The sequence below is a fragment of the Pseudomonas sp. BF-RE-25 genome, from assembly GCF_019956105.1.
GTDB classification, from domain to species: domain Bacteria; phylum Pseudomonadota; class Gammaproteobacteria; order Pseudomonadales; family Pseudomonadaceae; genus Aquipseudomonas; species Aquipseudomonas migulae.
Genome location: NZ_JAHBDB010000055.1, coordinates 59,019 through 73,712, shown reverse-complemented (window position 1 = coordinate 73,712; position 14,694 = coordinate 59,019). Strand labels below are relative to the sequence as shown.

Below are 14,694 nucleotides of genomic sequence, written 5' to 3'. Positions count from 1 at the left end.
GATGCCTTACGCCACTGCCGCCCTTTGATTCATTAGAGAAACCAGAAAACTGGTTCACGGGTTACGAAAATGACAACGGCCAAAATAGACACTAACGAAGTGCTGATAGATTGCCAGTCAGTCTGGAAAATCTTCGGGAAAGCCGCACCGGCAGCGATGAACGCTGTCACTCAGCAAGGGCTGACCAAGACTCAGATCCTGCAAAACTACGGCTGTGTGGTCGGGGTCTCCGACGTCAGCCTCCAGGTTCGACGAGGCGAAATCTTCTGCATCATGGGCTTGTCCGGCAGTGGCAAATCCACCTTGATCAGGCTCCTCAACAAACTGATCACACCGAGCTCAGGCAAAGTGCTGGTCAAAGGCAAGGACCTGTCTTCCCTGACGCCGGCACAGCTTCGAGAGGTGAGGGCGCGTCACATCGGCATGGTCTTCCAGAGTGTGGCGTTGTTGCCCAATCGAACGGTGCTGGAGAACACGGCATTCGGTCTGGAAGTGCAGGGCGTCGGCAAGGCTGAGCGGTACAAAGTGGCCGAGCAGGCACTGGCCAAAGTAGGGCTGAGCGAATGGTCATCGCGTTACCCCACGGAGTTGTCTGGCGGCATGCAGCAACGTGTCGGCCTGGCCCGCGCCATTACTGCCGACCCTGAAGTGATTTTGATGGATGAGCCGTTCAGTGCGCTTGATCCATTGATTCGCCGGCAGTTGCAGGACGAGTTTCGCCAGCTGACCAAGGAGCTTGGCAAGTCCGCGGTTTTCATCACTCACGACCTGGACGAGGCCATCCGCATCGGTGATCGCATCGCGATCATGAAGGATGGCGTGATCATCCAGGTCGGCACCGCCGAGGAAATCGTGCTTAACCCGGCGGACGATTATGTCGCGGAATTTGTGGCAGGTATTTCCCGGCTGCACCTGGTCAAGGCGCACTCGGTCATGACGCCGGTCGAGCCTTTCAAGGTCGCAAACCCGGGATGCGACATTTCCAGGCTGAGCAAGACTTCGCTGGGCGCAGACATCAACGAACTGATCGGATTGACGATGAAGTCCGAGCGCGACGCGCTGGCAGTCATCGACAACGGCGTGGTGGTGGGCATCATTACGCCGCGCGATTTGCTTCGCGGCGTTCAGGGCATTCCGAATGAATTCTCGGCTTCAACAACCGACACCGTTCTGGAGGCATCGACATGAGCATTCCGGACTTTTCCGATCAATTCGACACGACCATCGACTCGAGTCTGGAATGGCTGTCGGATCACGGCGAGTTTTTGTTCGACGGCGTCAATGCACTGCTGACGGGCGTCTACAAAAGTGTGCTCTGGTGCATTGCCTATCCGCCGTATTACCTCGTCGCGCTGGCCATCGCCCTGATCGGATGGCGGGTGGTGGGCGCCCGGTTCGCGATTCTCGCGGGCCTCGCGCTGGTGTTCTGCGACGTGATCGGCTTGTGGCCAGAGACGGTCAGTACGCTTGCGCTGGTGCTGACGGCCACCGTACTGGCGCTGGTGGTCGCGATTCCATTGGGCGTGCTGGCCGGCCTCGCGCCGTCGGTTGATCGCGTGGTCGATCCGGTGCTGGACCTGATCCAGACCATGCCGCCCTACATCTACCTGTTGCCGGCCATCGCGCTGCTGGGCTACGGCCCGGCCACCGCACTGCTGGCGACTTTTATCGTGGCCGTGCCGCCGGCGATACGCCTGACATCCCTGGGGATTCGGATGACCCCGCGAGAGTTCATCGAGCTGGGCGATGCCAGTGGTGTCACTGGCTGGCAAATGTTCTTCAAGATTCGCCTGCCGTTCGCCAAGCCCAGCATCATGGCCGGGGTGAACCAGAGCTTGATGATGGCGTTCGGCATGGTGGTTATCGCCGGCATCGTCGGCTCCGGCGGGCTGGGTGAGTCGATCTACGGCGCCGTTCGCACACTGGATATCGCCAAGTCGATCAACGCGGCCATCGCCATCGTCATTCTGACCATGATCCTGGATCGGTTGGCGCAGCACGCTGCCCGCTCGCGGATGGGAGAAAGCCAATGAGTGCCTCAGAACTGCAATTTTCCCCGGGCGAATTCCTGGCGCCCGCAGTCGATTGGCTGAACGCCAATCTGCACGGTGTGTTCAAAGGCATCAGCCAAGTCATCGAGGCGGTGCTGGGCGCGGTGGAGTCCACGTTGCTGGCGCCGCATCCTTATCTGTTCATCGCCATCGTCGTGGTCGGCGCGTTCTTTTTCGCCAACAAACGCGTCGCGGTGTTTGCCGCCTTGATGTTGGCGTTTTGCCTGTTCGCCGGCCTTTGGGCGGCCTCCATGCAAACCATCGCGCTGGTCTCGGTGGCGGTGTTGATCTCGGTGGCCATCGCCTTTCCGCTCGGTGTGCTGGCGGCAAGGGTAAAGCGCGTGGATGAAGCCTTCTTGCCGATCCTCAACATCATGCAAACCGTGCCACCGTGGGTTTACCTGATTCCCGCCGTGATGCTGTTCAGCCTCGGGCGAGTGCCGGCAATCATCGCGACCATCGTCTACGGCATTCCGCCGATGCTCAGGCTGACCACCCTGGCGTTCAAACAGTTGCCGAAAGACCTGCTGGAACTGGGCCAGGCGTCCGGCGCTTCACCCCGGGACATTCTGTTCAAGATCGAACTGCCGACGGCCGCACCGACGCTGTTGGTCGGGCTCAACCAATGCATCCTCATGTCCCTGGCGATGGTGGTGTTGGCGGGCCTGGTTGGTGCCGGAGGTCTCGGTGCTGAAGTGACACGAGGTCTCTCCAGAATGGAGATGGGCCTGGGGCTGCGCGCCGGTCTGGCGATCGTCGCAGTTGCACTGTTGCTGGACCGGCTGACACGCGGCGCGTTGCAGCGTCACTCCCCACGCGCACTTCTTTGAGAGACCTTCAGAATGAGACGTAGCTTTTTTTGTGTCGACTCCCATGCGTGCGGAAATCCGGTGCGGGTCGTGACCGGCGGTGGGCCTCTGCTGCCATCCGTTTCGATGGCCGAACGCCGTGAGATTTTCGTGCGTGACCATGACTGGGTTCGCACCGCGCTGATGTTCGAACCCCGTGGGCACGACATCATGTCCGGCGTGATCATCTACCCGTCGAACCGCGACGATTGCGATTTTGGCGCGTTGTTCATCGAAGTCAGCGGCTGCCTGCCAATGTGCGGGGCGGGTACGATCGGCTTGTCCACCGTGGTGATCGAAGAGGGCCTGGTCACGCCGCGCGAACCGGGTCGGCTGGCCATCGAAACACCGGCCGGGCGCGTCGATGTCGATTACGTCATGAGCGGCGAATACGTGGACTCGATCCGACTGTTCAACGTGGCCAGCTACCTGCACAGCGCCGACGTGGTGGTCGAGGTGCCGGGCGTTGGAACCTTCACCGTCGACATTGCCTATGGCGGCAATTTCTATGCAGTGGTTGAACCACAAGAAAGTTGGGCCGGCCTGACAGGGATGACGACCGCAGACATCGTCAGCCTGAGTCAGAAACTTCGCTCGGCATTGGCAGGCGTGTGTGATCCCGTGCATCCCGAAAACAACCGGATCAGTGGCGTCCACCATGTCATCTGGTGCGACGACGAACACGGCACCGCCGCCGATGGCCGCAGTGCGGTGTTCTACGGCGACAAGGCGATTGACCGCTCTCCCGGCGGCACCGGGACGTCGGCGCGGATGGCGCAGCTGGTGGGGAAGGGCCGGTTGCGCGTGGGCGAGACGTTCCGCAATGAGAGCCTGATCGGCACGATCTTCGAAGGCAAAGTCGAGTCTGCGGAGAAAGTCGGCCCTTTCTACGGCATTCGCCCCAGCATCGGTGGCTGGGCGCAGATTACCGGGCACAACACCATTTTTGTCGATGACAAGGACCCGCTTCGTCATGGCTTTCAGTTGGCATGATCAGGTGTAAATGGCGCTAGGGTGTTTTGAGCGTCAGCAGGTAGCATTAGGTTTTATCTACGCCGTAACCGAGTGCCAAAAACTTTGATCGAACGACGCCAATTTAGCGGAGGCATGAAGGGGAAAAATCTTCGCTATCTGAACGACAACCCCGACGAGCCTGTTCAGCTGACACGGACAGGCTTTTTGCTGCTCGAACATTTTTCGCTGCCGGCGTTTACGCAGGCGCTGGATACGATCGTCACGGCGAATCTGCTACGGCCAAAACTGTTCTCGTCGCGCACGTTCGGCTTGCACGACGGGGAGGTCGTCAGCGATCTGGGGCTGGTCATCCGGCCGGATGCGCGCATCGATTGCTCCGTCGTGCACGAACTCGATCTGTTGGTCATTTGCGGTGGTTACAGGACCGAGCTGAAGGCCTCTGACGAGTTGACCAGTCTGTTGAGAGCGGCCGCCGACCATGGCGTGAGCCTGGCCGGTTTGTGGAATGGCGCCTGGTTCCTCGGGAGTGCCGGCTTGCTCGACGGCTATCGCTGCGCGATTCACCCCGAACATCGCCCCGCGCTCGCGGAAGTGGCGAAAGCGACGCATGTCACCAGTGAGCCTTTTGTCATTGATCGGGACCGGCTCACGGCGTCCAGTCCTTCGGGCGCGTTCCACATGGCGCTGGACTGGATCAAGAGCTTGCACGACAAGGCTCTTGTCGAAGGGATCGAGGACATCCTCGCGTTCGAAGAGTCGCGTTACCGGCGGATCAAACCGACGGAAAATGTCTGCGTGAGCGCACCCTTGCGCGAGGTGGTGAAACTGATGGACGCCAACCTCGAAGAGCCTCTGGAGCTGGAGCAGTTGGCCGTTTACGCAGGCCGTTCTCGGCGCCAACTCGAGCGTCTGTTCAAGGAACAGCTCGGCACCACGCCTCAGCGCTATTACATGGAATTGCGCATTACCGAAGCGCGTCGCCTGCTGCAACACACGGAACTGTCCCAGGTGGATGTGCTGGTGGCCTGTGGTTTTGTGTCACCGAGTCATTTCAGCAAGTGCTACAGCTCGTATTTCGGGTACAGGCCGTCGAAGGAAAAACGGCTGGTCAAATAAGCCCCCCTCGAAAATTGTAGGAGCGAGCCTGCTCGCGAAGGACTCCAGAACACCGCGTTTAGCCAGATAACACGCGTTTTCGTTTACGTCCATCGCGAGCAGGCTCGCTCCTACAGTTGAAGTGTTTGTCACGACATGCGTTGTCGTACGACTATCTGGTTTTCAAATACCCACGGCCACACCCGGACCACTAATCTCTTCAAGGGCGGCACAGCCTTTGCCGTTCGGCGTGTTGTCTGTCGAGACGAACGGCCATTTTCCGGATTGACAGCCGGGTAGGGGAGTCGTTATAAAAGGCGCAGTTGTACGACGACATACGATGTTACACCCCTAAAAACAAAAACCGGGTCCCATCATGAACTCAATCCGCTTTCCAGCCTTCCCGCATACCGCTTCTTGTGGTCCGGTCCTGATTGCCTGCCCAGGCGCTCAGTCATCCCCGTTATCTGTAGCAACCTCCCGATTGCACGTGCTACTCGTCTGACGATAGCCACAGAGCAGTTCGCTGCGCGTAAGAATTGATCTCGCTTGAAACCGAGAGATCATCACCACAATCCAATAATAAAGTGATGCCATGAATCTGAACGAGCCCATCAATGCGCAACGTGTCGGCCAGTCCGTCGGCAAATATCGCTGGACGATCTGTGCACTGTTGTTCTTCGCCACCACCGTCAACTACCTCGACCGCCAGGTGCTCAGCCTGTTGGCGCCGGATCTGTCGACGCAATTTGGCTGGAGCAACAGCGACTACGCCAACATCGCTTCCGTTTTCCAGTTTGTGTACGCGATATCCATGCTGTTTGCCGGCCGTTTCGTCGACAAGATCGGCACCAAGAAGGCCTACATCATCGCGATCGCTGTCTGGTCGACCGGCGCCATGATGCATGCCTTTTCAGTGCCGATGGGCGAGGGCATCGCGGCGGTGAGCAGTGCGTTCGGTCTTGCGGTGATCCCGGTCTCGATTGCCGGTTTCATGCTGTCCCGCGCGGTGCTGGCGATAGGCGAGGCGGGTAACTTCCCGATCGCGATCAAGGCCACGGCCGAATACTTCCCGAAGAAGGAACGCTCCTTCGCCACCGGTATCTTCAACTCCGGTGCCAACGTGGGCGCGATCCTGGCGCCGATCTGCGTGCCGCTGATTGCCGCCCTGTGGGGTTGGGAAGCGGCGTTCATCGTGATCGGCATGCTGGGCTTTGTCTGGGTGGCCGTGTGGATTGCGCTGTACGAAAAACCTGAAAATCAAAAACGCCTCTCGGCTGAGGAACTGGCCTTCATTCGCAGCGATGCGCAGGTGATTGCCACCCCGGCACCGGGCGTTGCCGAGAAAAAAGTCTCGTGGTTCAAGTTGCTGACCTACCGCCAGACCTGGGCGTTCGCCTTCGGCAAATTCATGACCGACGGTGTGTGGTGGTTCTTCCTGTTCTGGCTGCCAACCTACCTGTCGGCGCAGTACGGCATGAAGGGCGCGGCCATCGTGTTGCCTTTGGCCGTGCTGTACAGCATGACCATGGTCGGCAGTATCGGCGGCGGCTGGTTCCCGAGCTATTTCATGGCACGTGGCGATGCGCCGTATGACGGCCGGATGAAAGCCATGCTGGTCATCGCCTTCTTCCCGCTGCTGGTGTTGCTGGCTCAGCCACTGGGTTACATCAGCTTTTGGGTACCGGTGATATTGATCGGCATCGGGGCGTCGGCGCATCAGGCGTGGTCGTGCAACATCTTCACTACCGTGTCTGACATGTTCCCGCAAAAATCCATCGCGTCAGTGGTCGGCATTGGCGGTTTGGCCGGCGGCATGGGCGGGGTTGCGATGACGAAGCTTGGCGGTTGGGTGTTCGACTACTACAAATCGATCAACGATATTCACACCGGCTACATGATCATGTTCGCCATCTGTGCGGTGGCCTACCTGGTGGCGTGGAGCGTGATGAAATTGCTGGTACCGCGCCACAAGGAAATCACCGATCTGTAATCGGCTGGCTTGAGAGGTTGAACCGGTAGACGGCGCTTGTAGCCGTCACCGGTTCCGTTTCGCATGCTGGTCAGTTCTTGTGTCACCCGGGTGAGGGGTGACACCCGACGGGGCCGGCGGCACGTGGATAACGAACATCAGAGGAACGAGCACTTCCGACACCATCGCATGCGATGTATAGTCGGGCCTTGCGATCCATTTGTCTTTGGCCCGGAGAATGCTCATGAAACCCACTGAAAAGACATCCGCCCTCGACCTGAAACTTTCCGACTTCCTGTGTTTTGCGGTCTATTCCTCCAACCTCGCCTTCGGCAAGGCTTACAAGCCAATGCTCGAACGGCTCGGACTCACCTACACGCAATACATCACCCTCGTGGCGCTGTGGGAGGAAGACAACCAGACCGTTGGTAGCCTCGGCGAAAAACTGTTCCTGGAATCCAACACCCTCACTCCGATCCTGAAGAAGTTGGAAGCCATGGGGTATGTGCTGCGCCAGCGCGATCCGGAAGACGAACGCCAGGTGCGGATCAGCCTCACAAAAGAGGGGCGAAAATTGCGTGAAGGTCTCTCCGAAGACGGCTTCCCGCAAACCGGTCTGGATGCCGACGACTTCGTGCAATTGCAGCAGGCAATCGTCAAGTTACGGGGCAACCTCATCCGTACGACGAAAGACCGGGAGTAGGGCGATTCAACCGTTCGAGCCTGTCTACCCGAAGGCAAGACGACAGGCAGTTCATCACACAACCCGCGCCGGCGCTTTACCCTGCCACCCTCACCAAGCATCATGTGCGGCTCGCACTTATGCCAACGGTGCCGGACATCCGTGGTGAAAAGGAACTGCAGTTGAACGAACAGACATTGTCCATGCGCCTGGAGCGTGTGGCTGCGCATATGCCAGCCGGTGCGCGCCTGGCCGATATCGGCTCGGATCATGCCTATTTGCCGGTGGCGTTGATGCGCCGTGGCGCCATCGCGTCGGCGGTGGCGGGCGAGGTGGCATTGACGCCGTTCCACTCGGCCGAACGCACCGTGCGCGAAAACGGTCTGGACCAGCACATCACCGTGCGCCTGGCCGATGGCCTGGCGGCAATCGAACCGGGAGACGGGATCACCGCGATCAGCCTCTGCGGCATGGGCGGCGAGACGATCCGCGACATCCTCGACAGCGGCAAGGCGCAACTGAGCGGCCAGGAACGCTTGATCCTGCAGCCCAACGGCGGCGAACAGCCACTGCGCCAATGGCTGATGGAAAATGGCTACCGCATCCTCTGCGAAGAAGTGCTGCGCGAAAACCGTTTCGACTACGAAATCATCGTCGCCGAGCGCGCCGGACCGGTGACGTACACTGCCGAAGAACTGTACTTCGGCCCGCTGCAGATGCAGGCACGCACCCCGGCGTTCCTGGTCAAATGGCAGCGCATCCTGCGCCACAAGCAACAGACCCTGACCCAGTTCGCCCGCGCGCGGCAGGCTGTGCCTGAGGAGAAGGTGCAGGATGTTGCCCGGCAGGCGCGGTGGATTAGTGAGTTGCTGGCTTGAGTACGTTTCTGGGGTTTGTACGCAAGTTAGCCCGTCAGGCTCATTGACCTGGCCGCTATTCACTGCGCAGAGCCGCCACCGGATGCAGGCGGGCCGCCCGCAGTGCCGGAGCCAAGCCGGCGAGAATGCCGAGCACCGCCGCCAGCAGCAGCGCCAGCAGCAGAAACAGCGGCTGCAGCGCCAAGGGCAGGCTCGGCATGGCCAGATGCAGTAGTCCGAGCAGGAGGCCCATCAACAGCAGACCAAGTAGACCACCGGCCAGGGACAGCAGCGTCGCTTCGGCGAGAAACAGCCCGAGCACCTGCCGCGGGCTGGCACCAATCGCCCGCAACAGGCCGATTTCCGCCGTGCGCTCGCCCACAGTGGTAGTCATGATGGTGAGAATGCCGACGGCGCCGACCAACAGGGAAATGCCCCCCAAGGCAGCGATGGCCAGGCTCAGGGTGCCGAGAACGCGGTTGAAGCTGCGCAGCATGTCGTCCTGGGTGCTCAGACTGAAGTCCTCCACGCCGTGCCGTTCGCCGAGCACCTGGCGAATCTGCCGGCTCAACGCCCGAGAAGTGGTGCCGGCGCCGAACACCACATGGACTTTGACCACCCCGGTGTGGTTGAACAGGCTTTCTGCCCAATCCACCGGGATGTAGGCGATATCGTCGAGGTTGAAGCCGAGCAACTGGCCCTTCTCCGCCATCACGCCGATCACCCGGAAACGCACGCCGCCGACGCGGATCAGCTCGCCCAGCGGATTGCGTGCACCGAACAGCTCGACACGCAGCTGATGGCCGAGCACCACATAGGGCGGCGAACGACCGTCACGGGCCACGGGCAGGAACTCGCCCAGGCTCAGCTGCATGCGCCAGGCCTGCGCCATCTGATGGCCGCCACCGAGAATGTCGCTGCGTCGGCTCAGTTGACCGAACTGGATATCCCCGCTGCCCTGAATGATCGGCACCGCCGCCTCGACATGTGGCAAGCGCCGCAGGGCGTCGGTATCACTGATAGTCAGTGGCCGTACGCTGCCGAGCAGACCGCCGAGGCCGCTGGTCTGGGTCTTGCCCGGGCGCACGGTGATGATCCGCGTACCAAACTGCGAGAAGTTCTCCAGCACATAGCCGCGCGCGCCTTCGCCTATGGCCGTGAGCAGCGCCACAGCGGCTATCCCGATCGCTACCCCGAGCAGGGTCAGCAGGCTGCGCAAGGGGCGACAGGTCAGCGCCGAGCTGGTCAGCCGGAAACCATCTCGCCAGCGCATCAGTGCGCTCCCGGCGGGCGCAGCGCCGCCACCGGCTCCAGCGCCGAGGCCCGAGCGGCCGGCAGCCAGGCGAACAGCAGCGCCGTGCCGAGTGCCAGCAGCACCGCGCTAGCCCGCGCCCACCAGGGTGCATAGAGCGGCAGATCGAACGCCAGGCGCCCCAGCCAGAGCAAGGTTTCGGCCAGAAGTAGCCCCGCTAGCGCCCCTGTCAGGGCGAGCAGCGCCGCCTCGCCGAGGAACAGCAGGCGCAGCTGCGCCGCCGTCACACCTATGGCTTTGAGCAGGCCGATCTCGGCGCTGCGCTGGCTCACCGCAATCCAGGTCACGTTCATGATCAGGATGCCTGCCACCAGCAGGCTGATCGCGGCAATCCCGGCGACCGCCAGGGTCAGCACCCCGAGTATGTCGTCGAAGGCGCTGAGCAGGCTGTCCTGACTGATCAGGGTGATGTCTTCCTTACCCTCGTGGCGCTCCTTGAGCGCGGCGAGTATCAGCCGCTTGCTACGGTCGAGAAAGCCCGGACCACGCACCTCGACAAACACCCGCAACAACCCCTCGCGATTGAACAAGGCCTGGGCACTGGCCACCGGGATGATCAACATCTCGGCGAAATCCATCCCCAGGGATTCGCCCCGCTCACCGAGGATGCCGACCACCCGGAAGCGCCGGTCGCCGGCGCGCAACCATTCACCCAGGGCCGGGCGCGCACCGAATAGCTCGCGCCGGAGTTTGCCGCCGATCACGCAGACGGCCTCGGCCTGCTCAGGGTCCAGCGCCGGCAGGGGTTGGCCCTGGACGACCGTCAGTTGGCGAATGGCGAAGAAGTCCCGGGTGGTGCCCAGGGTCAGTACCTCACGATTGCGGTTGCCGACTATCACCTCCATCTGCCCGGCCTGCAGCGGCGCGACCCGGCGGATGCCCGGCAACTGGGTGATGGCCTGGACGTCCTGCAAGGTCAACTCGTGCGGCGTCAGGCCGGTGAGCGGCGGCAAGCGCCCCGTGGTTTCCTTGCGGCCCGGGAAAACGATAAGGATGTCGCGCCCGAGCAGCGAGAACTCGTTCAGGACGAAGGCCCGCGCACCCGCGCCGAGACCGGTGAGCAGATTGACCGCAACCACCCCGATAGCGATGGCCAGCAGCAGCATCAGGCTGCGCGAGCGATGCCCACGCAAGGCGCCGAGCCAGAAGCCCAGGGCATCGGCAGCGCGCATCAGGTTAGCGCCCGTTGCGGCGCAGCAGTGTGGATTCGCCCGTCACGCATGTGTAACTGGCGCTGCGCGCGGGCGCCCAGGCTGGCGTCGTGGGTCACCACTATCAGGGTCAGGCCCTCGCCGTTGAGCTCCTCCAGCAGGCTGAAGACCTCGGCACCGGCCTGGCTATCGAGATTGCCGGTGGGCTCGTCGGCCAACAACAGCGCCGGTTGCATGACCATCGCCCGGGCGATGGCGACGCGCTGGCGCTGACCACCGGACAGCTCGGCCGGGCGGTGGGCAATGCGATCGCCCAACCCCAGGCGCGCCACCAATTGGCTGCTGCGCTTGTGCCGTTGCGCCGCGCCGATGCCGGCGAGGACCATTGGCAGCTCGATGTTTTCCAGCACCGTCAGCCGTGCGATCAGGTGGTAGGACTGGAACACGAAACCTATCAGTTGGCTGCGCAATTGGGCGCGCCGCGCCTCGCTCAGCGTCGCCGTGGCCTCGCCCTGCAGCCAGTATTCGCCGGCGCTCGGCGCATCGAGCAAACCGAGGATGTTCAGCAGGGTCGACTTGCCCGAGCCCGACGGGCCCATCACCGCCATGTAGTCACCGGCGGCGATGTCCAGATCCAGGCCGTCCAGCCCCATCACCTGCTGCTCGCCCAACTGGAAACTGCGGCTACCGCCGCGCAGACGGATCATTGCTCAGTCTCCGCCGCATCCACCGGGATCACAGCCACGTTGTCCTTGAGCCCTTCCTGCTCGAGGCTGGCGACTATCCGCGCGTTCTCGTCCAGCCCTGCGAGCACCTCGGTCCAGCGCCAGTTGCTCAACCCGGTTTGCACCTCCACCTCGCGTAACACCCGGGCGGTCGGGTCATATCGCAGCACGTGCTGCCCCTCCAGCAGGGTCTCGGTGGGGATGCGCAAAGCACGTGCGCGCTGCTCCAAGAGGATCTCGACATCGGCGCTATAGCCGGTGAGCAGGACCAGATCGGCCGGCGGCTGGTCGAAGCGCACCTCGACATCGACGGTGCGCGCCTGCTTCTCCAGTTCACGCACATAGGGCGCGATGCGGCTGACGCGGCCGGCGAAATGCTGGCCACGGAAGGCATCCAGGCTAATCCGCACGGCGGTTCCGGGGCGAACCCGGGCAGCGTCCACCTCATCGATCGGCGCCTCGACATACAGGCAGCTGTCGTCGATCAGGTCGATCGCCGGCGGCGTGGGAATACCCGGCGGCGAAGGGGTGACGAACTCGCCGAGTTCGCCGTTGATTTCTGCGACTATGCCGGCGAATGGCGCACGCAGGGTCGTCTGCTCCAGCAGTGAACGCTGCAACTGCAGGCTGGCGTCGGCCTCGCGGATCAGCACGGCAGTGGCACTGCACATCAGCTTCGCCAGGTGAGCCTTGGTCTCGGCCTGATCGAGGCGATCGGCGGCAACCAACTTGCGGTCGGCCAGAAGGCCCAGGCGATCGAGGTCGCGCCGGTCCAGATTAGCCTGCTGGCAGCGCTGTTCGCGGGCGTTGCGTTGGGCCTCCAGCCGCGCCTCGGCCTCCTGCAGCCGGGCCTGTTGCTCGTCCTGTCGCAGGCGCATGAGCACCTGACCCGGCTGAACCCGCTGGCCCTCGCCGATCAGCAACTCGGCAACCTGGCCGCCGACATTGAAGGACAGATGCGAGCGTCGACAGGACTTCAGCGTACCCGCGCGAGTGTTGGCCACCAGCGTCTCCACCGGCCCCCGCTCAACCTCTAGCAGCCTGACCGGCAACGGCTGTGGTCGACTCAACCAGCCGCCAAGCACCATCAGACAGGCCAGCATCGACGAGCCAATCAATAATTTGCGCATGGACTGCACCTCCTCCCACATGGCTTGAGCCTAGGTCAGGAAGGTAAAAGCTCAACGCGAAGCGCCATTTATCCGACGATTTTCAGACGAACGTCAGAAAAATGGCGAATGAGATTTATTTCTCTCGCAACAGCTATTCCCCAGCCGTGGCAACTCAATAAAACTCCTTGCCGCGACGACGCTACGACGTCGAAATATCCCCGGAAACTGTGCCACGCTTTGCTCATACCCGAATGTCTTCAAGCAGCCCAGGCTGTCGGTCAGCATTGGCTCAAATTGGCCGATAGCTGCGTGTTGGACTCAAGGTCTCAAACTAGTGACGCAGGTCTAGGTAGACCGGGTAGGCGCGACTGGTTTTCGTGCTCGAAGAAAAGCCCCCGCACTCGGCTCAAGTGTGAGGGCTTTCTGGTTGAGCGAAGGGGGATTTTCTCACTTCGGTTCGGGTCGTTACGGGTAACACTGTGGTTCAGTCCGGAGGGCGATCGGCCTCATCCACCGTCAGAGCGTTCCGAGGGGCAACTCCATCGCCACGAAAGTACTCAACGCCAACATAATCAGCAACGCTATAAACATTAGGCTCAAATGAGCGACCTGCTTATAACGGGGTATCGGCCTATTCGTGATTCGAGCAATTGATTTAACAGTGGAAGACATCACCAATCCTCACTTTTGCGCAGAACACCCAATAGCTCCTGAAGGTGTACATCAGAATCACCGGCAGGATGAACAGTGTGCCAATCAAGACGAACAGCTAACTGGTGGCCGGTGATGTCGCCGCCCGCAGGCTGACGGATGGCGGGATGATGTCCGGCCAGCAAGGTCAGCAAGGCATCCGGCGCGGCCTTGGGGGCGGCCGGCGGGTTAGTAGATGCCGAAGGGGCCGTCGGTGGTGGCGGACCGAAATCATCCAGCGGCATGGCGTTGGCGGTGGTCAGGGTAAGGCGCATCGGACAGCGCAGGCTTGACCCGAGCAGAAAGGCGACGGAGCGGCATGGTGGTGTCGCGCGTTTCATTTTTCACCCCTCCCGTCATGCCGAATCTGGCAAGCCCTGTCGTCTGCATGATGTCCGGGACGACAGCTATTGCGGGTACGAGGGGGCGGTGCAACTAATGAGCCATTTCAATAGAGCGAAAAAAGTTCAACTTAATTAATAAACTGCTTCCGGGCGTTTCGAGTTAGAGAAAAGGTGAGTGGGGAATAATCCTCAAATCAGGTGGTAAACGCCCGGTTGCGTGGGTGTAATTCCCCATTTATGGAGATCGTAGCGACCTATCGCGAGGAGTAGCCAACGACCCAATGTAGTCATCCAGTTCAAGCGACTACCCCTGCGCTTTCTTCAGCCCTTTCAAGCGCACATTCGCCCGTTGCACAGCGGCCATTTTTTCAGGCCGCTTCATGCGTTTCCACTTTCTGATGTCTTCCTTGCTCCGCCCACAACTCACACACAGATCGCCACTCAGTTGGCAAACCGAGATGCAGGGGTTTTCGATTTCTTTAGCCATCGTCAATAACCCTTGGCCAGGCGCTTCTGCCAATCACCACCGTGAGTGCGCTGGCATTCTTCCTCGGAGTCAAAGCGGACATTGAGGTCTGAAGGGCTCAGATTGATGTTGGCCTCATTCAAGGCGATGGCCGTCAACTCAAAGATGCGCGTCTTCGCGTTAACCTGGGCGAGCTTTTTGTCAGCCAGGGTTTCGAACACCCAGATCACCTTCAGGGTTTCAGCCAATGCGCTCAGGTCAGTGATGTGGGTGAGCCAGGTAAAACCCTTGATTTCACCTTTTGCTGTTTCGCACGCATCAGTGAGCGTGGCAATCAATCGGCGTTCGATCCGCGCCAGTTCACGTTTCCCTGGGGGCATTACGGTTTCCTTTGGAGGCAGTGGAGGGGAGGCG

General features: G+C 61.2%; 14 protein-coding genes and 1 pseudogene. 8 read left to right on the top strand and 7 right to left on the bottom strand.

Going from position 1 to position 14,694, the window contains the following annotated elements; genetic code table 11:
• Positions 1-69 precede the first annotated feature (69 nt).
• The 8 genes from KGB24_RS22495 (at position 70) to KGB24_RS22460 (ending at position 8,501) form a co-directional block, all read left to right on the top strand.
• Complete coding sequence (locus KGB24_RS22495; RefSeq protein WP_008033396.1) at positions 70-1,188, top strand: glycine betaine/L-proline ABC transporter ATP-binding protein; 1,119 nt, start codon at positions 70-72, stop codon at positions 1,186-1,188.
• Entirely contained in the window at positions 1,185-2,033 is an 849-nt protein-coding gene (locus KGB24_RS22490) for an ABC transporter permease (RefSeq protein WP_223416287.1), read from the top strand. The genes KGB24_RS22495 and KGB24_RS22490 overlap by 4 nt, the downstream gene beginning before the upstream one ends.
• Positions 2,030-2,881, top strand: a complete 852-nt coding sequence (locus KGB24_RS22485) for an ABC transporter permease (RefSeq protein ID WP_192415871.1) — start codon at positions 2,030-2,032, stop codon at positions 2,879-2,881. Before KGB24_RS22490 ends, KGB24_RS22485 begins: the two co-directional genes overlap by 4 nt.
• Positions 2,882-2,893: 12 nt before the next feature.
• Positions 2,894-3,892 carry a 4-hydroxyproline epimerase gene (locus KGB24_RS22480; RefSeq protein ID WP_223416288.1) on the top strand — a complete coding sequence of 333 codons (999 nt, stop codon included), beginning with the start codon at positions 2,894-2,896 and terminating at the stop codon, positions 3,890-3,892.
• A 114-nt stretch (positions 3,893-4,006) separates the two neighbouring features.
• Entirely contained in the window at positions 4,007-4,990 is a 984-nt protein-coding gene (locus tag KGB24_RS22475) for a GlxA family transcriptional regulator (protein WP_223416289.1), read from the top strand.
• A gap of 574 nt (positions 4,991-5,564) precedes the next feature.
• Positions 5,565-6,962 (top strand): MFS transporter, encoded by a 1,398-nt coding sequence (locus KGB24_RS22470; RefSeq protein WP_008033386.1) that lies wholly within the window; start codon positions 5,565-5,567, stop codon positions 6,960-6,962.
• A 223-nt stretch (positions 6,963-7,185) separates the two neighbouring features.
• Positions 7,186-7,644, top strand: coding sequence for a MarR family winged helix-turn-helix transcriptional regulator (locus tag KGB24_RS22465; RefSeq protein ID WP_008033385.1), 459 nt, complete (start codon positions 7,186-7,188; stop codon positions 7,642-7,644).
• 161 nt (positions 7,645-7,805) lie between these two features.
• Positions 7,806-8,501, top strand: coding sequence for a tRNA (adenine(22)-N(1))-methyltransferase (locus KGB24_RS22460; protein ID WP_317846468.1), 696 nt, complete (start codon positions 7,806-7,808; stop codon positions 8,499-8,501).
• A gap of 55 nt (positions 8,502-8,556) precedes the next feature.
• On the opposite strand, the gene KGB24_RS22455 is transcribed toward KGB24_RS22460, so the two are convergent.
• From KGB24_RS22455 to KGB24_RS22425, 7 genes and pseudogenes are all read right to left on the bottom strand, one after another.
• Positions 8,557-9,753, bottom strand: coding sequence for an ABC transporter permease (locus KGB24_RS22455; protein WP_223416291.1), 1,197 nt, complete (start codon positions 9,751-9,753; stop codon positions 8,557-8,559).
• Positions 9,753-10,964, bottom strand: a complete 1,212-nt coding sequence (locus KGB24_RS22450) for an ABC transporter permease (RefSeq protein WP_317846469.1) — start codon at positions 10,962-10,964, stop codon at positions 9,753-9,755. Before KGB24_RS22450 ends, KGB24_RS22455 begins: the two co-directional genes overlap by 1 nt.
• Complete coding sequence (locus tag KGB24_RS22445; protein WP_223416293.1) at positions 10,964-11,650, bottom strand: ABC transporter ATP-binding protein; 687 nt, start codon at positions 11,648-11,650, stop codon at positions 10,964-10,966. Before KGB24_RS22445 ends, KGB24_RS22450 begins: the two co-directional genes overlap by 1 nt.
• The gene (locus tag KGB24_RS22440) at positions 11,647-12,798 is read right to left on the bottom strand and encodes an efflux RND transporter periplasmic adaptor subunit (RefSeq protein ID WP_223416294.1); all 1,152 of its coding nucleotides are present in this window, start codon (positions 12,796-12,798) and stop codon (positions 11,647-11,649) included. Before KGB24_RS22440 ends, KGB24_RS22445 begins: the two co-directional genes overlap by 4 nt.
• Positions 12,799-13,435: 637 nt before the next feature.
• A pseudogene (locus KGB24_RS22435) lies at positions 13,436-13,612 on the bottom strand (ubiquinol oxidase subunit II); the annotation flags it as partial.
• A gap of 506 nt (positions 13,613-14,118) precedes the next feature.
• Complete coding sequence (locus KGB24_RS22430) at positions 14,119-14,301, bottom strand: DUF1289 domain-containing protein (protein WP_008033373.1); 183 nt, start codon at positions 14,299-14,301, stop codon at positions 14,119-14,121.
• Between the two features lie 2 nt (positions 14,302-14,303).
• A complete protein-coding gene (locus tag KGB24_RS22425) occupies positions 14,304-14,660 on the bottom strand; it encodes a hypothetical protein (protein ID WP_223416295.1) in 357 nt (118 codons plus the stop codon).
• Between the last annotated feature and the right edge of the window lie 34 nt (positions 14,661-14,694).